The sequence below is a fragment of the Streptomyces sp. NPDC107654 genome (assembly GCF_055639035.1).
Map to the genome: position 1 here is coordinate 233853 of NZ_JBVKBI010000005.1, position 21187 is coordinate 255039.

Genomic DNA, 21187 nt, shown 5'->3' on the forward strand with positions numbered 1-21187 from the left:
GTACGGCCGTTCACCGCCCGCCGGTCAGTGGGCCACCACCGGCACCGGCAGCTCGTCCTCGATGCCGTCGCCGGAGCCGGAGGCCGCCGGGGCGGCGCCGGGCCGGCCGGCGTTGACGAAGGTGAAGGCGATCAGGGAGGCGACGGCGAGGATGCCGACGGCGAACCAGATCGCGCTGCTGTAGCCGTGCACCATGCCCTGGAGCTTCACCAGGTCCTGCTGCGGCTTGCCGGCGGCACCGGCGATGTGGTCCTTGACGTACGACGTGGTCGCCGAGGAGGCGATGGTGTTCAGCAGGGCGGTGCCGATCGCGCCGCCCACCTGCTGCGAGGTGTTCACCATCGCGGAGGCGACACCGGCGTCCCGGGGCTGCACGCCCTGAGTGGCCAGGGACATCGCCGGCATGAACGCCGTACCCATGCCGAGGCCGAGCAGCACCATCGCGGGCAGCAGCAGGGCGCCGTACGAGGAGTCGATCTTCAGCTGGGTCAGCAGCAGCATGCCGACCGCGGCGACCAGGAAGCCCGGGCCCATCAGCAGGCGGGCCGGGACGCGGGTCATCAGCCGGGTGCCGATCTGGGTCGAGCCGGTGATCATGCCGGCCACCATCGGCAGGAAGGCGAAGCCGGTCTTGACCGGCGAGAAGCCCTTCACGACCTGCAGGTAGTAGGTCAGGAAGAGGAACAGGCCGAACATGCCGATGATCGCGAGGCCGAGGGAGAGGTAGATACCGCCGCGGTTGCGGTCGGTCACCACGCGCAGCGGCAGCAGCGGGGCCTTGACCTTGGCCTCGACGACCACGAACGCGAGCAGCAGCACCACGGACGCGACGAACATCGACACGGTCACCGCGTCGCCCCAGCCGTCGGACTCGGCGCGCGTGAAACCGTAGACCAGCGCGACCAGGCCGAGGGTGGACAGCAGGACGCCGGGGATGTCCAGCGGGTTGCGGTTGCGGCCGCCCTCCGGCTCCCGGACCACGAAGTAGGCGCCGGCCGCGGCGACCACGGCGAACGGGACGTTCACGAAGAAGGTCCAGCGCCAGTCCAGGTACTCGGTGAGGAAGCCGCCGAGGATCAGGCCGACGGCACCGCCGCCGCCCGCGATCGCGCCGTAGATGCCGAACGCCTTGGCGCGCTCCTTGGCGTCCGTGAACATGACGGCCAGCAGGGACAGCGCGGCCGGGGCGAGCAGCGCGCCGAAGACGCCCTGGAGGGCGCGCGCACCGAACATCATCGCGCCGCTGGTGGCGGCACCGCCGAGCGCGGAGGCGGCGGCGAAGCCGCCGAGGCCGAGCACGAAGGTGCGCTTGCGGCCCCACAGGTCGGCGATCCGGCCGCCGAACAGCAGCAGACCGCCGAAGGCGAGGGCGTAGGCCGTGATCACCCACTGCTTGTTGCCGTCGGATATGCCCAGGTCCCGCTGGGCGGCGGGCAGGGCGATGTTCACGATGGTGGCGTCCAGGACGACCATCAGCTGGGCGAGCGCGATGAAGACGAGCGCTTTCCAGCGGTTGGCGTCACCGCTCGGAGCGGTGACGCCGGGAGCCTTGAGGGCTGTTTCGGACATGGAGATACCCACTTCGGGACTACGAGGCTTCGTGACAGCGGACGTGACGAAAAATGACGAGAAAACGGAGTAAGGCGGAAAGATGAGGGGGAGCCACGGCGGCCGGAGGAACTGCCGTGCCGTGCCCAAGTGGTGGACTGGATGCGGGACCTGAACTAATCGGTCGACGGATCGGTCAGCAGTCGCGCAGCTCCCTGATCGTGACGGCCTGCCCGGGCAGGGCGGAGCGGGCCGGGGCCCGCAGACCGTCGAGGAAGAGTTGCAGATGACGGTGGACGAAGCGGTCGGCGCGCATGCAGTCCGTGCCGGCCGGGGGCCGGCTCAGCTGGGCCACGACGATCAGCAGGTCGCCGACGCCGACGTCCGGCCGGAGCTGTCCGGCCGCCTTGGCCCGGCCCATGATCTCCTCCACGAGCCGCTCGACGCTCTCGCGGGAGGCCTCCAGGTCGGGGTGGTGCTTGTCGAACGTGCTGGACACCATGGGGCACAGCGCGCTGATCCGCTCGTCGGCGGCGGCGTGCACGAAGCGCTCCAGGGCGGCGAACGCGTCCCCGGTCTCGGCGAGGGCCAGCTCGGCGGCCTCGACCGTGCGGTCCATGACCGAGCAGACGACCTCGCGGACGAGGGCGTCGCGGTCGGGGAAGTTGCGGTACACCGTGGCGTTGCCGACACCCGCCCGGCGGGCGATCTCGTCCAGCGGCACGTCGGGGCCGTGCTCGACGAACATCTCCCGGGCGGCGGTGACGATCCGCTCCCGGTTGCGCAGGGCGTCGGCGCGCGGCCGGGGCGCCTTGCGCGCTGCGGGTGCGGTCATGGCGGGCACGGCGTACTCCTCGGGTCGATGGGAGGCGGCGATGCGGGCGGTTCCCGTATCACCAGGCGTGTCACTGGCTGCGTCAGTGACACGGCCAGTGACTGTGTCAGTCGGCGTCTCACTGAACGTGCCACCGACCGGGCCACTGGCTACGACACTGGCGTCGCGGACGATCCGGGGACCGGTTCCCCGTTTCGCTCGGACACAGGGCTAAACGGGGAACCGGTCCCCGCTTATTTCCCGCCCACGGAAAGAAATCCTGTGACCTGAGACACAATCAGCCGCTGCCGGGATTCACCCCCGTGCGGCCCCGCTTTCCCACGATCGGCTCCTCCAGCGCGCGCCCGCGGCGGCCCCGACACAGGGTGAGCGCAAGGGTGCAGCCGGAGACCGGCGGCTGCCGTGGCGCGAAAGGTCCCTGCATGCAGCCGCCGCAGTCGCCGTCTCGCCGCCGCATACGCCCGCGCCGGTTCGCCGCCCTGTCCGTGGTGACCGCACTGACCCTCGCGGTCAGCACCTCGGCCGGGGCCGGCAACCTGACGGCGCCCACCACCACCGCCGGGCCGGTGAACCTGGCCCGCGCCTCCGCACTCATACCCTGCATGATCCGTGGCGGCCTGGACGTGCAGATGACCGAGGGCCTGCCCACTCCGCCGGGCTACTCCCGGGCCACGGGCACCGTACGCGCCCTGACCGTGATGGTCGACTTCCCCGACGCCCCCGGCCAGGGCAACGCGATGGACCGCTTCCACGAGTTCTTCCCGCAGACCCAGGAGTGGTTCCGCACGGCGTCGTACGGCCGGCTCGACTACCACCCCGAGACCCCGGTCACCGGCTGGCTGCGCATGCCGAAGTCCTTCCGGTCCTACGGCATAGAGCGCGGCGCCCCCTTCGACCCCGGCTACCGGAACCTGGTCCAGGACCTGGTGGCCGCCGCCGACCCGATGGTGGACTTCCGCGACTACGACCTGCTGAACGTGCTCGTCACCCCGAACGCCGGCCCCTCCGCCCTGGACACCGTGCTGTCCGTGACCTTCGCCGGCAACGACGACGCCCCGGTCGCCGACGGCGTCCGCATATCCAACGCCTCCTTCGTCTACTCCCGCCAGGACGACGGCTCCGGCACCTACTCCCGTACCGGCTACCGCGTACTGCCGCACGAGAACGGCCACATCTTCGGCCTGCCCGACCTGTACACGCAGGAGGGCGGGGGCGCGGTCGGGCACTGGGACATCATGAGCGAGGACTGGGGGGCCAACAACGACCTGCTCGGCTGGCACAAGTGGAAGCTGGGCTGGCTGGACGGCAGCCAGGTCGGCTGCGCGGCGGGGCGGGGCGCCGTCGACTACACCCTGTCCCCGCTGTACAGGCCGGGCGGCGGCAAGCTGATCCTCGTCCCGGTCACCACCCGCACCACCTACGCGCTGGAGGTCCGCGCGCAAGGCGGCAACGACGAGGCGGTGTGCCGCCCCGGCGTCCTCATCTACAAGGTCGACGCCGCCGTCGACACCGGCCGCGGCCCCGTCACCGTCTTCGACAGCCACCGCCACAGCGGAGGCTGCACGCGCAGCCCCAACGTCCACACCGAACTCTCCGACGCCCCGTTCACCCCCGGCGAGAGCTTCCGCGACCCGCGCCACGCCATCACCGTCCAGGTCGTGAGCACGGACGAGGACGGGAACTACCGGGTGCGGATCACACGGGGGACATGAGCCGGAACGGCCACGGGCCGGATCCTGACGACGCCCATCCCGGTGGGCACCCGGCCCGCCGGCAACCGCCACCTCCTGGGCCGACTCCTCCTGGCCACCACGGCCGCGCCCCTCCCCCGACCTCGCCGACGTCCGCGCCCAGGGCTACACCCCTGGTGGACGAGGCCCTGGCATCAGGCCCGCGTTGCCCAGCCATACCCGAACGGGCCGCCCGATCGCCCCCTGAGCATGGCCACACACCCAACCCGCCGCACCCCGGAGGACTGCCTCCCCACCCTCCACTAAACGGCCGACCCCCTCCGCACCGACCTCCACGCCCCCCTCCCGCTCCACCCCCGTCCCCTCGACCTGCCCCCCATTCCCACCACCCCGCCCCACCGTGATCCGGTACCCTGTCCACCAAGCGCCCACCAGGACGCCCACCCATGCCTTCGTAGCTCAGGGGATAGAGCACCGCTCTCCTAAAGCGGGTGTCGCAGGTTCGAATCCTGCCGGGGGCACAGAGAAACACCTGGTCAGAGGCCCTTCCGTCCGACGGACGGGAGGGCCTTCGTCCTCGCAGCACATATTTGGCACACATGGGCTGCGGGCAGAGGTGGGGAGCTGTGCGAGATGACCGCCAAGGACGAGCTGTCCCGGCGCCGGCACGAGAAGCTGGTCGACCGACTTGAGTCGCTGATGCGGACCGCCCTGAAGCCGCAGTACAAGGGTTACTACGGGCAGCTGATCCTCAGCGGCGATGATCTCGCAGAGATGGGTGAGGTCAGGGAGGTCCGGCGCGCCGCTCGGGAGGCGGGTCGCCGTCTCGGATGGAAGACGACCACGCACCTGACGGGTGGCCGACTGTTCGTCCGCGACGAGCGAGAGCCGCCGCAGGAGATCAGGCAGCTGGCCGCGGACTCTGCCGCCCAGGCCATCGACCAGGCCCGCCGAACCGCCCACCAGACAAAGTGAAGGGGCCCTTCCATCGTGCATTCACGATGGAAGGGCCCTCTCGTCTACGGCTCCCCGGCACGGATCAAGCACACATCAGGCAGCTGCATCCACCTCCAGGGCGGCCACAGCCTCGGCGGCCTTGCGGGCCTTCCTCGCCGCCTTCTCCAGCTTGGCCTTCGCCTTGGCCAGCTGCTTGGCACGACGCCTGTGCATCTTCTTCGACACCTCGTCGAGGCGGTCCGGGAAGAGGTGCCCGTACGTGTCCAGCGTCAGCGTGGCGGACTTGTGGCCGAGCATCGTCTGCACGACGTTGACGTCGGCCCCGCTGGCGATGGCGAGCGAGGCCGCCGTGTGCCGCAACTTGTGCGGAGTGACCTTCAGGTGCCCCAGCCCGGCTTTGACAACCGCCGGCGCGAAGAAGCGCTGGCGGAAGTTGCGGGCGCGTAGCGGCCCACCCTGCGGAGCGGTGAAGAGAAGCTCGTCGTCCTTCCGCCCCTCGACGTGGGGCTTCAACTCCTCTGCCAGGAACCTTGGGATCGGTACGGACCGGCGTTCGTGGTTCTTGGGCGTGTCGAGGTAGAGCTTGCCGTTGTCCTCGGCGTACGCCTCGACGATGTGAGCCCGACAGGCATCGAGATCCACCCGCCCCACCTGCAACGCGGACGCCTCACCCCAGCGCAGACCCGTGTAGGCCAGCAGCAGGATGAACACCCTGTAGGCGCCCGCCGCGTGGGCCAGTGCCTCGACCTGTACGTCATCCAGGTAGACGTGGTCGGCGGGTGCCGCCTTGGGCAACGGCGCACCGGCGGCTGGGTTGACCGCCAGGCGGCGCGCCTTGACCGCGTAACCGAGGACACGGCTGAGCACGACGTACGCCTTGCGGACCGAACGAGGGCTGAGCTTCCTACCGCCCGTGGCCTCACCCGAGAGCATGTCGGCCAGCCACTCGGCGATGTCCTCGAAGCGGATGCGGTCCAGCGGAGTGGTGCCCCACCGAGGGATCACGTGCACGTCGAGAACGCCCCGGTAGCGACTCCGGGTTGAGCGCTTGAGGTGGATCTGCGCTGCCAGCCAGGACTCGGCCACCTCCGCGAACTTCACGCGGGCTGCGGCCGGGTCCCGGTAGGAGCCGTCGTTGAGGCGGGACTCCATCCTCGTCCGCTCCGCCTCGGCATCGACCTTGCGGGCCAGCGTCTTCATCCTCGGCTTGCCGTCGGGGTCGTACCAGCGCACTCGGTAGCGCCCGGGAGGGGTACGGCCGTTCCGCTTGGCCTCTGCCACCGCCCGTGCGTACGCCGTGTGCCCGATGCGGTCCTCGATCCAGACTCGCGCCATCAGCACCCCCTCCCGTGGAGACGCACCTCAAGCGAGAGCGGCAGGAGCAGGGCTGTGGGCGGGGCGCCGAGCGCCGCCGCGATGGCGACAAGATCGTCGACGTCGCAGCGGCGTCGGGCGCGTTCTGTGCGACTGACGGCGATATTCGTGAGGGGACGCCCCAGCGCGGTGCACAGAGCGGCGAGGTCGTGCTGCGTCATTCCGCGCACGACTCGAAGGTGCTCGATGGCGCGGGCGGTGTGGAGGCCGGCGGGGCCAATTTCGACAGGTCGGGTAGCCATGACAGTTAGCTGTAACTTGCAGCCGGACTTTATGGCAAGAGTTGGTTCTTAAACTCTACAGAAGTCGCTGCGGGCGCCGGATGGGCGACGTGGCGTTTATCTCTTCCATTCACGGCACACAGGCAGGCTTTTCACCCCAGGGGTCGTGCTAACTTGCCTTCGCGCGTAGCCTTTGGGTGTTTTGAGCAGGTATCTGATGATGCACTCACCGCGTACGCCAGCGACTTGGACGCCCACCCAGTCAGGCTCTGGCCTGCACCAACCGATGACTCGGGCTCTGGTGGCCCCCCCTCGGGCGATCGAGGGTGAGGACATAGCCGCCAACTTTTTGGTCAACGGCCGATCCGCCTCTACGGTTATTCCCCCTCCGCCGCACCGAGGGAATTAGTGGAGAGTTTCAGAACCAACGCTGGACTTCTGCGCCCACGGTGTGGCTGTGTTGTCCAGGCACGCTGTCCATGACCGAAAAGGAGTCCTGTGCCGAATACCTCTTTCCGCAGCGCCAACGCCCCTGCCTCCGCCGACGCCGCTCGGCGCGGCCCGCTGGCCACCCCGGCCGAAGTCGCCGCCTATCTCGGGGTGCCGGTGAAGACCCTCTACCAGTGGAAGTACCGGGGCATCGGCCCCAACGTGCACAAGGTCGGCCGCCACCTGCGCTACCGCTGGTCCGAGGTGGACGCCTGGGTGAACGCCCAGTCCGCGTACGACCTCACGGCCTGAGCCGCCCTACCGGGACAGCGAGACGGCTCTCGGCGAGCCACCGCCGAGAGCCGCAGAGTCCCTGCCCCATCACCCTTGAACGATCGAATCGGTGGGCCGGGCCTTGCCCGCCTGGCCCACCGGGAAGGAACGTCTGTGGACGAATCTACGTCTCCCACCTCCCCCGCCGCACCCTCGATACCCGCTTGGCCGCCCGTCGCCGCCCCTGGCCAGGCCCCGACCACGAGAGACGCCACCGCCGAGGACGACGAGCCCACGCAGGTCGGCGAGGGCGCGCAGTTGCTGGAGGAGCTGCGGCAAGCGATCGCGCGGTACGTGATCCTGCCCAGCAGCGACGCGCTGACCGCCGTCACGCTGTGGGTGGCGGCCACGCACATCCAGCCCGCCCTGCAGCACGCACCGCGTCTGGCGGTGGTCGGCCCGGCGAAGCGGTGCGGCAAGTCCCGCCTGCTGGATGTGATCACGGAAACCGTGCGCGAGCCGCTGATCACGGTCAACACCAGCCCAGCGGTCGTCTTCCGCGCCATCGGTGACGACCCGCCCACCCTGCTGGTGGACGAGGCCGACACCATCTTCGGCAGCATCAAGGCCGCCGAGAAGAACGAGGAGCTGCGCGGCCTGCTCAACGCCGGCCACCAGCGCAACCGGCCCGCCCTGCGCATCTCCGGCCCGGAGCACAAACCGCAGGCGTTCCCCACCTTCGCAATGGCCGCGCTGGCCGGCATCGGAGATCTGCCGGACACGGTCATGGACCGCGCCGTGGTGATCCGTATGCAGCGGCGCAAGCCAGGTGAGCGGGTGGAGCAGTTCCGCTCCCGCCGCGACATCCCCGCCCTGCATGCCCTGCGTGACCGTCTGGCCGCCTGGCTGCGCCCGCTGATGGACACCGCAGCCGACCTGGTGCCGCCGATGCCGGTGCAGGACCGGGCGGCGGACACGTGGGAGCCGCTGGTGGTCGTCGCCGAACTGGCAGGCGGCACCTGGCCGGAGAAGGCTCGGGAGGCTTGCGTGGCTATGTGCGCGGCCGAGGTCGGTCAGGACGACGAGTCCAATGTGAAGACGCGCCTGCTGAAGGACATCCGCCGCGTCTTCGGGTGCTACGGCGATCCCGACGCCGTGCGCACGCGGGACCTGCTGGAGGAACTACTCAAGGACCAGGAAGCGCCGTGGGCGGAGTACCGCAACACCGGCCTGACCCCGCGCTACCTCGGGATCCTGCTGAAGGACTTCGGCATCCAGGCAGCCGTCCTCCGCTTCGAGGGCGGACGGCAGGCCCGGGGATTCACCCGAACGCAGTTCACCGACGCCTGGGCCCGCTACTGCCCCGAGGAGCAGCCACCCGGCGGCAGCAGTGAGACCACACGTCACGGGTCGGCCGTGAACCCGTAAACACCCGTCGCACGCGTCGCGCCGCAGGTCAGCCCCGTGACGGGTCCGGTGACTGTGACGGGTCCTCCCGTATCACGGCCGACTCCCGTACCTGCCCTGACCAGCCATGCGACGGGTGCGACGAGTCCACCGCCCTCAGCGGAAGCTCCACGCCCTGCCTATGGCACCCGCCTTCCTTGGAGTACCACGCTTGCCCTCACGCACCGCCCAAGCCTCCGTGCCAGCACTGACTGCCGCGATCCGCCTCGGGGTCGCTCTGGTCGGCACGATCGGCTTCGCCCTCTCCTACGACGCTCTGCATCAGATGGCCGTCGCCATCCACGTCCGCGGAGTCCTCACATACGCCTTCCCGCTCGTGATCGACGGGTTCATCGCCATCGGCGTCGCCGCCCTGCTCATCCTCCGTACCGCACCCTGGCGCTCACGTCTGTACGTCTGGGCACTGGTCGGCCTCGCCACGGTCACCAGCATCTGGGCGAACGCTCTGCACGCCGTCCGTCTGAACCAGCAGACACACACGGCCGGGTTCCACCTGGACGACGTCACCGTCGGCGCCCTGTCCGCCATCGCCCCGCTCGCACTGGCCGGAGCTGTCCACCTCGACCTGGTCATCCGCCGCCATCCCACGAGTGTGCGCCAAGAGGCCGCCGCCACACCGGGCCACAACACCACCGGCCACAGCCACAACGGCGCACACAGCGCCAAGTGGCCTGCCCGTTCGGAAGACGCCGACTTCCTGCCGAAGCAAGCTCAGAGCGCGCTCGACGTGGCCGAGCGCCCAGAAGTGGCGGAGGCAGCCGCCAACGTGCCGCAGGCCCCGAAGTCACCCACCCAAGAGAAGGGCAACGAACAGGACGCCACCTTCGACGAACTTCTCGCCATCGCTCGCACCGCGCCGCTGGGACGCGGGGAGCGCGCCTCACGCCGCAACATCGAGGCGGCCATCCGCGCCGCTGAGTACCGCATCGGCAAGGACCGCCTGACCCAGATCAAGGACCACGTGCAGGCCGAACTCGACCAGGCCGCGCGCCAGAGGCAGACGGAGCCCGGCAAGGAACCCGCCAGCGCCCATTGAGTCCGCCGCCACGCCCCTCACCCTTCGCGCTCGACTCCTCCGCTCGTCCCCGGGGACGAGCGGCCCGCCTCGGAGCCAACGCGTCCTCTTCCCCTACACCGCACGGAGAACTACTCAATGCACGACCCGCACCACCAACTACCCACCCAACCAGAGCAGATGACCACTACCGCCACCAGCGCAGCAAGGTATGACGTTGGACCGTCCAAGGGCCGGTCCAACGCCGACACCTCCGCCCCAGGGGTGGCGGAGGAACTCGGGCACCAGGGGGTGCCCGAGGAGGAAGCACCCGCCGACGCAGCCGAGCAGTCCCCCGCCGCCCCCGCCGACGAAGTCACCCTGCGTCGCATCGCCCGCCGCCGTACCCGCGAGAGCGTCCAGCGCAAGCAGCGTGTCGACGTCCGCTACAGCATCGACGAGAAGTTTCGGATCCTCGCACGCGCCCGCAAGATGGGCATCGCCGCCGCCCATCTCGTCGGCGCCGTGATCATGGCCTACCTCGACGGCGATCTCACCGTGGGCCTGCCCGGGCAGCGCACCCAGCTCGATGACTGCCTCGACAAGCTCGACGCCCTGCGGGCCGGAGTCGCCCGAATCGGCAACAACGTCAACCAGATCGCCCACCGTCTCAACGCTGGAGGCGATCCACACCTTGTGGACACCGCCGTCCTCGCTCAGGCCGAACGCACCCTGGACGCCGTCCGCGCCGCCATCGGCGACATCGCTCAGACCATGAACCACGCTGTCTCCGCGAAGGCGGTCCGGTGATCGCCAAGATCGGCAGCGGCAAGAGCACCGCCGGCCTGATCCGGTACCTGTTCGACACGAAGAAGGCCAAGGACCACACCGACCCGCACCTGGTCGCCTCCTGGGACGGCTTCGCTCCCGACCCTGGCCGCATCGACGACTTCGACGCCACAAAGAAGCGCCTCGTGGCCGACCTCGACCTACGGGTCAAGCAAGCCCGCCGGCTGGGCCGGGCGCCCGAGCAGCACGTGTGGCACTGCTCGGTACGTGCCGCCCCTGGCGACCGGCACCTCACCGATGCCGAGTGGGCCGACATCGCGCGCCGCATTGTGGCGGCCACGGGCATCGCGCCACAAGGCGACCCCGACGGGTGCCGGTGGGTCGCCGTCCGCCACGCCGACGACCACATCCACATCGCCGCCACCAAGGTCCGCAGTGACCTGCGCACCGCCCGCCACTGGAACGACTACCTGAAGGCCGACAAGGAACTCGCGGCCATCGAGAAGGAATACGGCCTGAAGCAGGTCGTGCGCGGGGATCGCACCGCTGCCAAGCGCCCCACCCGCGCCGAGACGGAAAAGGCCCGCCGCGCCGGTAAGACCAAGACCTCCCGCGAGCGCCTGCGCACCAGCGTCCGGCAGCTGGTGTCCATCGCCACCAGCCCGGAGGAATTCCTCCACCTGCTCGACGGCATTGAGGGCGTGCTCGTGGACGTCCAGCACTTTCCCTCCGGCGACGTGCGCGGGTACAAGGTGGCCGTGGAAGGCGACACCAACGCCGCCGGCGAACCCGTCTGGTTCTCCGGCGCCAAACTCGCCCCCGACCTGTCCTACCCCAAGATCCGCGAACGCCTTACCGTCATCCAGGCGCCGCCCGCAGCTGAGCCGGGCAGCCGGTGCAGGCCCAACCCCTGGCACCAGGCCACGGCCGCGGCCGAGCGCATCCCCCACCACCTCGACCACGGCGACGACGCAACCGCCCAGGCCCACATCGCGACCCTCGGCGAAGCCATCGACATCCTGCCGCTGCTCGCCCCCAGCCACCTGCGACCACAACTACAGCAGGCCGCCATCGCCTTCGAGCGCGCCACCCGCTCCCGCATCCGCGCCCAGCAGGACCAGGCCCGCGCCCTCCGCGGCGCCGTCCGCGCCCTGCGCACCGCGCCGGTCACCGGCGACGGGTCCGGGCTGGCGATGTTCCTCGACATCGCCGTCCTCGTCGTCATCGCCACAGCCCACTGGCACCAAACCCGCCAGCACGACCAGCAAGTCGCCGCCGCACACCAAGCCCTGGTCCATCTGCAGGCCGCCTACCAACAGACTGCTGGCGGGCCGCTGGCCGCCCTGGCCCAGCGCAAGCCACCGGCCCGCACCATGGAACAGCACGCCCAGCGCATCCTCGTGATCGTGCCCGACCACGCCCAGCAGGTCCTCAACGACCCCGCCTGGCCGTCACTGGCCGCCGCCCTGACCGAAGCCGAGAACGCCGGCCACGACCCCGAGCTACTCCTCCAGCATGCCGCCCGCCAGCGCACCCTTGACGACGCCCGCTCCACCGCCGGGACCCTCACCTGGCGCATCCAACGCCTCGCCGCCCGGCAGGCCCCCAGCGACCGAGACCGAGCCGCCCAAGCCCGCACGAGTGTGGCACCACGACCGGCACAGCCTGACCACATCCCACCGAGCCCGTCGCAGCCAGGTCGGACGGCGCCTGCTCGGCACCGGTGATTCGAGAACTGCCCCTACGGCAAGTCCGTCCAGGCCGTCCTGCCGCTGTCTCATTGAGCAGGCGCACGCCAGGAAACACGGCTGGCGACCCGACCGGAGTGCCCTGTCAGCAACAGCCAGCTCCCGTGCTACGCCGACAGAGCACGGGAGCAGCGCCCTATGGCTCCGTTCCGAACCACAGGACATCATCGCCCACGGCGTTACGTTTCCCTTCCCGGCTCCACCTTAAGTACCCCACATCGCCGACACGCCACAACAGACCCTTGGCGGGCCCTGGCAGCGCTGCGGTCGGCGGCACATGAGTGTCGGCGCGCCGACGCTCACGAGGAGAGATGAGGGCCCCGGGACATTCGAGGCCGTGACGTCCCGGGGCCGCACCTTCACCGGCCGGTTCAACCGGAGAGGAGGATGCGCCCCTGGCTCGGCCTGCCGGGGGACGTTGCGGTCACCCGGTGCGCATCGCGTTCGTGGCGTTCAACGACACTGCCGGGCTAAGGATGCGGGCGAACCGGCGTCGGGGCGCGGCGCCGCTCAGGCCGACGGCGGGGTGTGTGCGCTGACCAGAGGCTCCAGCAACTCCAGTGCCTCCTCCCAGCGGAAGCGCTCCGCCGCACCGCCGGCCCTCGGCCGGTGCGGTTCGCACGAGCCGATCAGAACACCCATGCCCCGCAGCCGGTCCAGGCTCTGCTGGTAGGCGGGGTGGGCGGCCTGGGCGGAGTTCAGGTAGGGCAGGACCACGGTCGGGATGCCCATGCCGTATGCCTCGCACAGGATGCCCAGGGCGAGGGTGTCGGAGATCCCGGCGGCCCACTTGTTAATCGTGTTGAAGGTGGCGGGAGCCACGGCGATCGCATCCGCCGGGGGCAGGGGGCGCGGGTCTCCCGGTGAACGCCAGGTGGAGCGGATCGGGTAGCCGGTCTGTGCCTCGATCGCCTTGGTGTCGATGAAGCCGAGTCCCTGCGGTGTGGCGATGACGCCGACGTCCCAGTTCGCCTCCTGGGCGGCCGTGATCAGCTTGCCGACGTCACCGGCGACACCGCTCGCGCACACGACGACGTACAGGAAGGGCTTCTTGTCCGGGGCGATCGGTTCGGTCACGCGGGGACTCCCAGTTGGCGGCTGAAGTGGTGCAGTTCCGGCAGCGTACGACGGCGGTCACGGGCGGCCATATCGGCGACCAGGGTGCGGACGTCGGGGCGGCGGATGTCCTGGGCGGCGCAGGTCTCGGCGATCCTAAGGGCCTGGTAGCCGTCGGCGAGGCGACCCTGCTGACTGTAGGCACGGGCCGCCTCGACCCATAGTGCGGCGCGGCGCTCGGGGACCGGGATGTGTCGGCGCATGAGGGGCCGGGCCGCCTGGAGGGCGAGGCCGGCGTCGCCGAAGGCCACCAGTGCGCTCAGCTCGTGCAGGGCAACATTGGTGGGGCTGAAGGTAGCCCAGGCGTCGGGCCGGTCAAGAGTGACGTAACGCGAGACTTCTTTCGCCTCAGTGAGGAATTCCTTCGTGGCCTCGCGGTCCCCGAGGCTACTGGCCGCGGTCACACCGCGCAGGAGCAGCAGTCCGACGGCGGCGAGGTACTTCGGTGAGCGCCGGTCATAGGAGCCAGTGAGTTGGTCGGCTGTGTGCCGGACGAGAGTGACGGCCTCGGTGGCGTGCTTCTCCCGAACCATGACGTGGGCCTGGACGCGGACGCTGGAGGCGAGGACCACCGGATCCCCGGAGCGTTCGGCCTCCGCCATCGCCCGGCCGACGGCGAGCCACGCGGTGCCCTGGTCGTGTTGCTTGAGCAGCAGGCTGGTCGCCGTCTGGTACGCCGTGGCCAGGAGTCGGGACACCGTGTCCCTGTCCGTCGCATCGCCGGCGGCCACCCGTAGGTCGGCGATCAGGCTCGGGAGGGTGCGCTCCAGCTCCGTGTAGTGGCAGGTGTGGAAGAGCCTGAGTGCTGATCCGACGCGTTCGTACAGGACAGCCGGCTCCTGTGGATCACCGGTGCCCGCGTGGCCGGGGCCGGGCAGGAGGGCCTGGACGAGGGCGGTGTGCGAGGCCGTAGGGCCGGCCGGGGCCGCGAGCGCTGCGATGCTCGCGGCGAGGAATGTGCGGCGGTGCATGTCGTCAGCTTCTTGGTCGGTGACGGAGAGGTCCTGAGCGGGGGCAACGCCCAACTCCTCGGGCGAGATGTTGAGTTCCTGCGCGACGGCACGTAGTACGCGGATGTCCTCTGTGCCGCGGCCGCTCTCCAGACGGCTCACCTTGGACTGGTGATACCCGAGCGCTGCGGCCACGTCGTGCTGTGAACGCCGCTGTAACACCCGTGCCCGACGGATCCGTTCTCCGATCCGTCTCGCTTCCCCGTATGCATCGGCCATCTGCCACGGCTCCCTCCGCCGTCGCTGATCCTGCCTGCTCAATCGAGCATAGATCAGCCGTAGTTGGCGGTGATGCAGCTCCTGCATAACTCATGCAGCGCCCGCACCCGGGCTAACCACTCACCGCGACGGAATGGTTGCTTGATGTGGCCGCACCTACTCCGGGAGGCCGCTCATGGAAGTGCACCAGCTCACTCTCTCCGTACCCGCAACGCCCGCTGCAGCGAACGGCGTCCGGCACCAGGCCGTGGACGCCATAGCGGGCTGGGGCTCGGGGCTGGGCCCGGAGGCGGTGCACACGGCCGAACTCGTGATCAGCGAGCTCGTGACCAACGCGGTCCAGTACGCCGACACCGGATCGGCCTCGCTCGCGGTGTGTCTCGACGAGGACGTCTTGCGGATCGAGGTCTGCGACGCGAGCCCGGTGCTGCCCCAGCCGGCTCTGCCCGATGCGGACAGCGAAGGCGGCCGGGGTCTGTTCCTCGTCGCCGCACTCGCCGACCGGTACGGCGCCGAGCCGGCGGAGGGCGGCAAGCGCTGCTGGGCCGAGATCGACCTGATCACCAGACCGAACCAGGAAATCGCCTTCGCCTTTCCCCTGCAGAGGAGTTGATGATGACGACCACCCGCGCCCCTGGCGTGGCCGCCGAGGTGATCGCCGTCCGCCCCGGACCGCCGCTCGCCGGCACCGTACGGGTCGACGGCTCCAAGAACGCCGCTCTACCGCTCCTGGCCGCCGCGTCGGCTCTCGGCCGCCCTGTTCGGCTGAGCAACGTCCCGGACAGCACGGACGTCCGGATCATGCTCGCTCTGCTGCAACAGACGGGCTGGCATGTCGCGCAGCCTCTGGGCGAGCCCACCACCGCGGTGATCCTGCCCACGGAGGTACGCCGTGGACTACCCGACCTGGCACAGGCCGCCCGCATCCGCGCCTCCTACTACCTCGTCCCCGCGCTGCTCGCGCGTTACGGCCAGGCGCGGCTGCCCTGGCCGGGCGGCTGCCGCATCGGCGCCCGCGGGATGGAGCTGCACTTCAAGGTGTACGAGGCGTTCGGCGACCGGAGCGAGCAGGACAGCTCCGGATACCGGGTGGAGGCCGTCGCGCCTCACACCGGCACCGTCTCACTCGTACTGCCCATCCGCTCGCGCGGTGCGACCGTGGCCGCGATGCTGCGCGCTCTCACGACCAGCCGGCCCCTGCGGCTGGGCCTGCCCAATCTTTCGCCGGAAGTCCTGAGCGTGCTCGACGCCCTCAGGTCCGTGGGCTGGGAGACCCGCGCCAGTGAGCATCTGCTCGCCCTTTTACCGCCGTCCTTGCCGCCGACTGACGCCGCTGTCTGGGCGGTGCCGGGCGACAAGATCGAGGCGGCCACGCTGGCCTGCGCGATCGCCGCGACGCGCGGTACTGCCCGCATCGCGGGCGTGCAGGGCAAGGACGTAGGCCCGTTCGTGGCTGCCCTTCACCGGCTCGGTATCCCCGCCTACGCGGAGCCGGACGGTGTTTCCGTGAACGCCCAGGAAGCACACCTCACCGGTCGCCCTCTCAAGGCCATCGCCTCCCTCAGCCCGGCCGGCCTGGACGCCGATTTCGAACCACCGCTCATGGCACTCGCCCTCGGGCTCCCTGGCACCCACCTGTTCGCCGACGCCATCAACCCCGGCCGCCACGGCAACCTGCTGCCCCAGTTGGCCCGCCTGGGTGCCGAGATCGAGGAGATCTCCCCCACCGAATGCCGCCTGACCGGCCCCCAGCAGCTGACTGGCGCAGGTGTGGAGGCCACCGACATCCGCACAGGCTCCGCCCTCATGGTCGCCGGCCTCACCGCCCGAGGCATCACCACCATCGGCGGTCTCGACCAGTTGCGCCGCGGCCACGCCGACCTGTCCGGCAAACTGCGCACCCTGGGCGCCGACATCTGCGAGGTCACCCCATGACCACCGACGGCCGGAACCTGCGCCAGATCGTTGCGACGACCGACGTCCACTCCGCCTTCGACAACGCCGCACCGTTCCTGACCCACCTCCACGCGCTCCGGCCCACCTCGCTCACCGTGGACTGCGGCGATTTCTTCGAAGGCAGCGGCTACTACCGGCTCGCTCACGGCACGATCGAGCGGGAGATCCTGCTCAAGCTCTACGACGTACTGGCCCCCGGCAACCACGGCTGGCCCCACCACTTCGAACCCGACCTCCATCGGCGCACTGTCTGCGCCAACGCCGTCGATGCCGACACCGGCGACGCGCTCTTCCGCCGCCTCTACATCGCCGACGTCAGTGACCGGCGCGTCGGTGTGACCGCCGTAATCGGCCGACAAGCCTTCCACGCGATCCCCGTCGCCCAGCGAGCCGGCCACTGCATCACCGATCCTGACCAGGCCCTGCGCGAGCTGAGGCTCGCCCACCTCCACGAGGTCGACAGCTGGGTCCTCCTCAGCCACTCCGGCTTCGACAAGGACTGCAAACTCGCGGCGGCCTGCCCATTCCTCGACGTGATCTTCGCCGGGCACTGCCACAGCGACCAGTACGGACCGGTCCGCATCGGCGACACCCTCGTCGTCAAGGGCCGCGAACTCGCCGACGGCTACGCGATCGCCACGCCCGTGAGCACGGGATGGGGCGCGGGCACCACGTGCTTCCCGGATCAGACCCCGAGCGCCGTTCCCACGGAACTTGTGCGCCTGCACTCACACATCGAGGACATCAAGCAGCAGCTGTCCAGCGTCCTCGGCACGATCAGACCGGGCTACCGCCACCAGACCCTCGACCGGCGCGGCTTGCTCCTGTACCTCACCGCTCGCCTGCACACAGCACTCGGCGCGGACGCGGTCATCCTCAACGAGACCGCGCTGCGCTCCGCCCCACTGGGCGAGACCCTCACCCAGGGCGACCTGCTCTCCATCGAGCCGTTCGCCAACCAGCTGGTACACGCCCACGTGCCGGCGCCGGACCGCAGCGACCTCCGTGGCCTGCTGTCGCGTCTGACCGCCCAGACCGGCCCGCTCGTCACGGCCCCCGATCCCCTGCCGGACGCCATCACCACCGTGCTGACCACCGACTACCTCGCCGACACCTACCTCGGCGAGCGCACGCACGAGGCCGGTCTGCGTCTGGACCAGGCCGTCCAGCACGTCCTCACCGCTCGGTTCCCTGACACTGCGGATGGAGGCAAGCAATGATCCTCACCGGTCCCGAGATCACCGCTGCCGCTCACGACGGCCGCCTCCGCATCACCCCGTTCGCCGCCGACCAGGTCAACCCCAACAGCTACAACGTGCGTCTGGGACCGACCCTGATCACCTACACCGGCAAGGTCCTGGATGCCCACCGTCCCAACCCGACCCGCGAGACCATCCTCGGGCCGGATGGGTACGTTCTCCAGCCCGACGAGCTCTACCTCGGCCACACCCTCGAAGAGGTCGGCTCCGACACGTTCGTCCCGCTGCTGTTCGGCCGCTCCTCCGTCGGCCGGCTCGGGCTGTTCGTCGAGATCACCGCGCCCATCGGCGACATCGGATTCCACGGTCAGTGGACGCTCATGCTCAACCCGATCCGACCAGTGCGGGTGTACCCGGGCATGAAGATCGGGCAGATCATGTTCTTCGTCGCCACCGGCGCCATCGACCTCTACCGGGGCAAGTACCAGGCCGCAACGGGCCCGCAGCCCTCCGCCTACTGGCGTGACGTCGCCCGACTTCGGGCGGTGGCATCGTGATCCTCACCGGGACCGCCATCGCCGCCGCGGTCCAGGCTGGCGAGATCACCATCGACCCGTACGAGCCCAACCGCCTCTCTCCCAACGCCTACGACTGGCGGCTCGGCGACACGATTCGCACCTGCGACGGCGACGTCCTCGACGCCGCAGCGCCCACCGTGTTCACCGAGCAGCCCGTCCCCGACGCTGGTCTGGTGCTGCGCCCCGGCCTGCTGTACCTGGGCATCACGCTGGAACGGACCGGCTCGGAGACGTACGCGCAGATGCTGAACGGCGACCGCACCACCGGCTCCCTGGGCGTTTGGGTCCACGTCTCTGCCCCGCTCGGTCATCAAGGTCACGCGATCCGCTGGACGCTGGAGATCCGCGTCGCCCGGCCGGTGCGCGTGTATCCGGGAATGACCTTCGGCAAGCTCGTCTTCCTCACCCCATTCGGCGCCCCGGCCAGCTACCAGCAGCAGTCCGCCAAGTACGCGGCCACGGACGGCATCGACATCTCCCGCCTTTACGAAGAGATCCGTGGAGGAGTCCGGTGAACTCCCCCTCGACCGGCGGCCCTCTGGCTGTCACCTTTCTGGATCTTCCCGCGGGAAGCCCTGGCGGCAGCGTCGAACTCTTCCTCGACCTCTACACCGGCGACCAACCCCTTATCCCGGCCCGCGCCTTCATGCTGACACCACCGGGTAACAGGCCCCGGCTCCCGGCCGGACTGGATCTGCTGCCCGTCGCCGGCAAGTGCCTGGAAGGCATCGCATTCGCTCGCTACGTCCAAGCGCTGCGCAAGGCCCTCGCCGCCGCGATCAACCCGGCACAAGTCGGCGTCCTGCATCTACAGCACCTCACCTTCGGCGCCAGCCCAGCCCTGATCCGAGCCCTGCCCCTGCCTCCCCGCATCGCCTTGGTCCACGGCACCGACCTGCTCTTCGCCGAAGCCCACCGGGAGCAGCTCCAGGTGCTGCGCGAAACCGCCAGGGCCGCCGACGCCATCGTGGTACCCACCAGCGCGATGGCCGACCGCCTCATCAAACTCGCCCCACGGATCGAACGCCGCAAGATCACACACATCCCCTGGGGCATCCCGGACCACCTGCTCACCGCGCCACCACGGCGCCCGAGCCGCACTGCGCACAGTCACCTGCGCCTGCTCTACGCAGGACGCCTGACCGCCGAGAAAGGCGCCGAAGCACTGATCAAGAGCCTCGCCCCCGCGCAAGGCGTTGAGCTGAGCATCGCCGCGCCCCGCTCCCAGTTCCTGTCGCTGGCCCCACTGCTACAACGGGCCGGCGTGCGCGTCCGATACCTTGGCTGGCTCCGCCGCCCACAGCTGTGGAAAGCCTTCACCGAGCACGACGCGCTGGTGGTGCCGTCCACCACCTTGGAGGCAATGGGCCTGGTGGCCCTGGAGGCCCAAGCCTGCGGACTTCCGGTCCTCTACCAGCCCGTACCCGGCCTCAGCGAAGCCCTCGCCGCCTCGGGTATGGCCACCGACTTCACTCGCTCCGCCGCTCTGGCCCGCGACCTCGACCGTCTGCGCACCTCCCCCGGCCTCCTGGCCGCCCTGCGGCAGGCGGGGTACGCCAACGCGGCACGCTACCCCCTCTCGGCGACCGCACGAGCCCTCACCGATCTCGGCCGCCAGCTCGCCAACCGTATTCCGGCCAGTCCGACACGTCACTACCCGGCCCGCCCGGCGAATCTCACTACGCTGACCGGCGGGATGCCCCGGCGAAGAGGGAGACCATGACGTACGACAGCGACCGCATCGAAGCACTGCTGGACGAAGGCGTCCGCGACAAGATGTACCCCGGCGCCGTGTGGGCCGTCGGCGACGCCACCGGCATCCACACCCAAGGCACCACCGGCGTCCTCGACCCAGACGAGCCGGACGTGCCGATGCGCTCCGACACCGTCTTCGACGCCGCCAGCCTCACCAAGATCCTCGCCGTATGGTCATCCATCGGCGCGCTATGGGAGGACGGCACCCTCGACCTCGACCAACCGCTCGGCACCTTCTGGCCCGAAGTCACCGGCCATCCGCTCGGCGCCGTGACCGCCCGACAGTTGCTGACCCACACGGCCGGCGTCCCACTGCGAGCCCAGCTGAAGAAGCTCTACGGCACCAACCCGGACGACATCCGCCGCGGCGTACTGCACGAGCAGCTCCACCGGCCACCCGGCGAAGCAGTCGAGTACACCGATCGGGCCGCCCTGATCCTCGGCTACCTCGCCGAACATCTCTCCAGCCAGCCCTTGGACCAACTGGCCACCGTCCGCACCTGGCACCCACTGGGCATGCCCTCCACTCGGTTCGGCTCCCTGCCCGACGACCTCGCCGCCCGCTGCGCGCCGACCGAACTCGACCAGGACACAGACACCCACCTCAAGGGAGTCGCCCACGACTTCTCGGCACGCCTCCTGGGCGGCGTCTGTGGCATCGCCGGCGCCTTCACCGTCCTCGACGACCTCGCCGCCTTCCTCCGGTACATGCTCGCCCCTGCCGCGTCCCAATTCCGGGCCGGTTTCGGGAGCAAGTGGATCACTCGCTCCCTGACCATCCAGACGGGGCAGCTTCAGCCCGCTCGCGGCCTGTTCTGGCACCCCGCCCCCGGCACCACCGCCGAGGAGGACGTCTGGGTCCACTACGGCTTCACCGGCACAGGCATGTGGATCTCCCCCACCAAGGACCGTTGGGCGGTGCTCCTGACCAACAAGCTCTACTACACACGCGACCGCGCGCCGCTGGCCGACGTCCGTACCGCCTTCCGAGCACTCGCCTTCGGGTAAGGAAACCTGGGGCACTGCAT

General features: G+C 69.9%; 20 protein-coding genes and 1 tRNA gene. 16 read left to right on the forward strand and 5 right to left on the reverse strand.

What is annotated here, in order from left to right:
* Window positions 1-24: 24 nt before the first annotated feature.
* Both ACZ7N4_RS11675 and ACZ7N4_RS11680 read right to left on the reverse strand, forming a co-directional pair.
* A complete protein-coding gene (locus ACZ7N4_RS11675; protein ID WP_471356670.1) occupies window positions 25-1569 on the reverse strand; it encodes an MFS transporter in 1545 nt (514 codons plus the stop codon).
* A gap of 175 nt (window positions 1570-1744) precedes the next feature.
* On the reverse strand, window positions 1745-2383 hold the full coding sequence (locus ACZ7N4_RS11680; protein ID WP_471357142.1) for a TetR/AcrR family transcriptional regulator: 639 nt from the start codon (window positions 2381-2383) through the stop codon (window positions 1745-1747).
* Window positions 2384-2805: 422 nt separating this feature from the next.
* Between ACZ7N4_RS11680 and ACZ7N4_RS11685 the strand changes: the two genes are divergently transcribed.
* The 3 genes from ACZ7N4_RS11685 to ACZ7N4_RS11695 all read left to right on the forward strand — a co-directional run bounded on the left by ACZ7N4_RS11685 (window position 2806) and on the right by ACZ7N4_RS11695 (window position 5049).
* Window positions 2806-4095 carry a M6 family metalloprotease domain-containing protein gene (locus ACZ7N4_RS11685; RefSeq protein ID WP_471356673.1) on the forward strand — a complete coding sequence of 430 codons (1290 nt, stop codon included), beginning with the start codon at window positions 2806-2808 and terminating at the stop codon, window positions 4093-4095.
* Between the two features lie 427 nt (window positions 4096-4522).
* Window positions 4523-4595, forward strand: a tRNA-Arg gene (locus ACZ7N4_RS11690).
* Window positions 4596-4707: 112 nt separating this feature from the next.
* Window positions 4708-5049, forward strand: coding sequence for a hypothetical protein (locus ACZ7N4_RS11695; protein WP_471356675.1), 342 nt, complete (start codon window positions 4708-4710; stop codon window positions 5047-5049).
* A 75-nt stretch (window positions 5050-5124) separates the two neighbouring features.
* Here ACZ7N4_RS11695 and ACZ7N4_RS11700 read toward each other — a convergent pair whose 3' ends face one another.
* A complete protein-coding gene (locus tag ACZ7N4_RS11700; protein ID WP_471356678.1) occupies window positions 5125-6366 on the reverse strand; it encodes a tyrosine-type recombinase/integrase in 1242 nt (413 codons plus the stop codon).
* A gap of 14 nt (window positions 6367-6380) precedes the next feature.
* On the opposite strand from ACZ7N4_RS11700, the gene ACZ7N4_RS11705 reads away from it, so the two are divergent.
* From ACZ7N4_RS11705 to ACZ7N4_RS11730, 6 genes are all read left to right on the forward strand, one after another.
* The gene (locus ACZ7N4_RS11705; RefSeq protein ID WP_471356681.1) at window positions 6381-6656 is read left to right on the forward strand and encodes a hypothetical protein; all 276 of its coding nucleotides are present in this window, start codon (window positions 6381-6383) and stop codon (window positions 6654-6656) included.
* A 468-nt stretch (window positions 6657-7124) separates the two neighbouring features.
* Complete coding sequence (locus tag ACZ7N4_RS11710; protein WP_471356683.1) at window positions 7125-7367, forward strand: helix-turn-helix transcriptional regulator; 243 nt, start codon at window positions 7125-7127, stop codon at window positions 7365-7367.
* A 135-nt stretch (window positions 7368-7502) separates the two neighbouring features.
* Complete coding sequence (locus tag ACZ7N4_RS11715) at window positions 7503-8756, forward strand: DUF3631 domain-containing protein (RefSeq protein WP_471356686.1); 1254 nt, start codon at window positions 7503-7505, stop codon at window positions 8754-8756.
* 217 nt (window positions 8757-8973) lie between these two features.
* Window positions 8974-9831: a DUF2637 domain-containing protein gene (locus ACZ7N4_RS11720; RefSeq protein ID WP_471356689.1), complete on the forward strand. Its 858-nt coding sequence runs from the start codon at window positions 8974-8976 to the stop codon at window positions 9829-9831.
* Window positions 9832-9948: 117 nt separating this feature from the next.
* The gene (locus tag ACZ7N4_RS11725) at window positions 9949-10599 is read left to right on the forward strand and encodes a MobC family plasmid mobilization relaxosome protein (RefSeq protein ID WP_471356693.1); all 651 of its coding nucleotides are present in this window, start codon (window positions 9949-9951) and stop codon (window positions 10597-10599) included.
* Window positions 10596-12305, forward strand: coding sequence for a relaxase/mobilization nuclease domain-containing protein (locus ACZ7N4_RS11730; protein ID WP_471356696.1), 1710 nt, complete (start codon window positions 10596-10598; stop codon window positions 12303-12305). The genes ACZ7N4_RS11725 and ACZ7N4_RS11730 overlap by 4 nt, the downstream gene beginning before the upstream one ends.
* A gap of 531 nt (window positions 12306-12836) precedes the next feature.
* On the opposite strand, the gene ACZ7N4_RS11735 is transcribed toward ACZ7N4_RS11730, so the two are convergent.
* Window positions 12837-13403, reverse strand: a complete 567-nt coding sequence (locus ACZ7N4_RS11735) for a flavoprotein (protein ID WP_471356699.1) — start codon at window positions 13401-13403, stop codon at window positions 12837-12839.
* The gene (locus ACZ7N4_RS11740; protein ID WP_471356702.1) at window positions 13400-14671 is read right to left on the reverse strand and encodes a helix-turn-helix domain-containing protein; all 1272 of its coding nucleotides are present in this window, start codon (window positions 14669-14671) and stop codon (window positions 13400-13402) included. Before ACZ7N4_RS11740 ends, ACZ7N4_RS11735 begins: the two co-directional genes overlap by 4 nt.
* 175 nt (window positions 14672-14846) lie before the next feature.
* Between ACZ7N4_RS11740 and ACZ7N4_RS11745 the strand changes: the two genes are divergently transcribed.
* Genes ACZ7N4_RS11745 through ACZ7N4_RS11775 form a run of 7 tightly spaced genes read left to right on the forward strand, consistent with a single transcriptional unit; the run spans window position 14847 to window position 21167 of the window.
* Entirely contained in the window at window positions 14847-15284 is a 438-nt protein-coding gene (locus ACZ7N4_RS11745) for an ATP-binding protein (RefSeq protein WP_471356705.1), read from the forward strand.
* Between the two features lie 2 nt (window positions 15285-15286).
* The gene (locus ACZ7N4_RS11750) at window positions 15287-16606 is read left to right on the forward strand and encodes a UDP-N-acetylglucosamine 1-carboxyvinyltransferase (protein ID WP_471356709.1); all 1320 of its coding nucleotides are present in this window, start codon (window positions 15287-15289) and stop codon (window positions 16604-16606) included.
* Complete coding sequence (locus ACZ7N4_RS11755; protein WP_471356712.1) at window positions 16603-17847, forward strand: bifunctional UDP-sugar hydrolase/5'-nucleotidase; 1245 nt, start codon at window positions 16603-16605, stop codon at window positions 17845-17847. The genes ACZ7N4_RS11750 and ACZ7N4_RS11755 overlap by 4 nt, the downstream gene beginning before the upstream one ends.
* Entirely contained in the window at window positions 17844-18383 is a 540-nt protein-coding gene (gene dcd, locus ACZ7N4_RS11760; RefSeq protein ID WP_471356715.1) for a dCTP deaminase, read from the forward strand. The genes ACZ7N4_RS11755 and dcd overlap by 4 nt, the downstream gene beginning before the upstream one ends.
* Window positions 18380-18919: a dCTP deaminase gene (locus tag ACZ7N4_RS11765; protein ID WP_471356717.1), complete on the forward strand. Its 540-nt coding sequence runs from the start codon at window positions 18380-18382 to the stop codon at window positions 18917-18919. Before dcd ends, ACZ7N4_RS11765 begins: the two co-directional genes overlap by 4 nt.
* Window positions 18916-20127 (forward strand): glycosyltransferase family 4 protein, encoded by a 1212-nt coding sequence (locus ACZ7N4_RS11770; RefSeq protein ID WP_471356719.1) that lies wholly within the window; start codon window positions 18916-18918, stop codon window positions 20125-20127. The genes ACZ7N4_RS11765 and ACZ7N4_RS11770 overlap by 4 nt, the downstream gene beginning before the upstream one ends.
* Window positions 20124-21167 carry a serine hydrolase domain-containing protein gene (locus tag ACZ7N4_RS11775; RefSeq protein ID WP_471356722.1) on the forward strand — a complete coding sequence of 348 codons (1044 nt, stop codon included), beginning with the start codon at window positions 20124-20126 and terminating at the stop codon, window positions 21165-21167. The genes ACZ7N4_RS11770 and ACZ7N4_RS11775 overlap by 4 nt, the downstream gene beginning before the upstream one ends.
* Window positions 21168-21187: the final 20 nt, after the last annotated feature.

Coding starts and splice junctions, on each gene's coding strand:
- ACZ7N4_RS11740 (WP_471356702.1), bottom strand. CDS start 14,671: ATGGCCGATGCATACGGGGAAGCGAGACGGATCGGAGAACGGATCCGT.
- ACZ7N4_RS11695 (WP_471356675.1), top strand. CDS start 4,708: ATGACCGCCAAGGACGAGCTGTCCCGGCGCCGGCACGAGAAGCTGGTC.
- ACZ7N4_RS11700 (WP_471356678.1), bottom strand. CDS start 6,366: ATGGCGCGAGTCTGGATCGAGGACCGCATCGGGCACACGGCGTACGCA.
- dcd (WP_471356715.1), top strand. CDS start 17,844: ATGATCCTCACCGGTCCCGAGATCACCGCTGCCGCTCACGACGGCCGC.
- ACZ7N4_RS11745 (WP_471356705.1), top strand. CDS start 14,847: ATGGAAGTGCACCAGCTCACTCTCTCCGTACCCGCAACGCCCGCTGCA.
- ACZ7N4_RS11685 (WP_471356673.1), top strand. CDS start 2,806: ATGCAGCCGCCGCAGTCGCCGTCTCGCCGCCGCATACGCCCGCGCCGG.
- ACZ7N4_RS11755 (WP_471356712.1), top strand. CDS start 16,603: ATGACCACCGACGGCCGGAACCTGCGCCAGATCGTTGCGACGACCGAC.
- ACZ7N4_RS11750 (WP_471356709.1), top strand. CDS start 15,287: ATGACGACCACCCGCGCCCCTGGCGTGGCCGCCGAGGTGATCGCCGTC.
- ACZ7N4_RS11675 (WP_471356670.1), bottom strand. CDS start 1,569: ATGTCCGAAACAGCCCTCAAGGCTCCCGGCGTCACCGCTCCGAGCGGT.
- ACZ7N4_RS11775 (WP_471356722.1), top strand. CDS start 20,124: ATGACGTACGACAGCGACCGCATCGAAGCACTGCTGGACGAAGGCGTC.
- ACZ7N4_RS11680 (WP_471357142.1), bottom strand. CDS start 2,383: ATGACCGCACCCGCAGCGCGCAAGGCGCCCCGGCCGCGCGCCGACGCC.
- ACZ7N4_RS11725 (WP_471356693.1), top strand. CDS start 9,949: ATGCACGACCCGCACCACCAACTACCCACCCAACCAGAGCAGATGACC.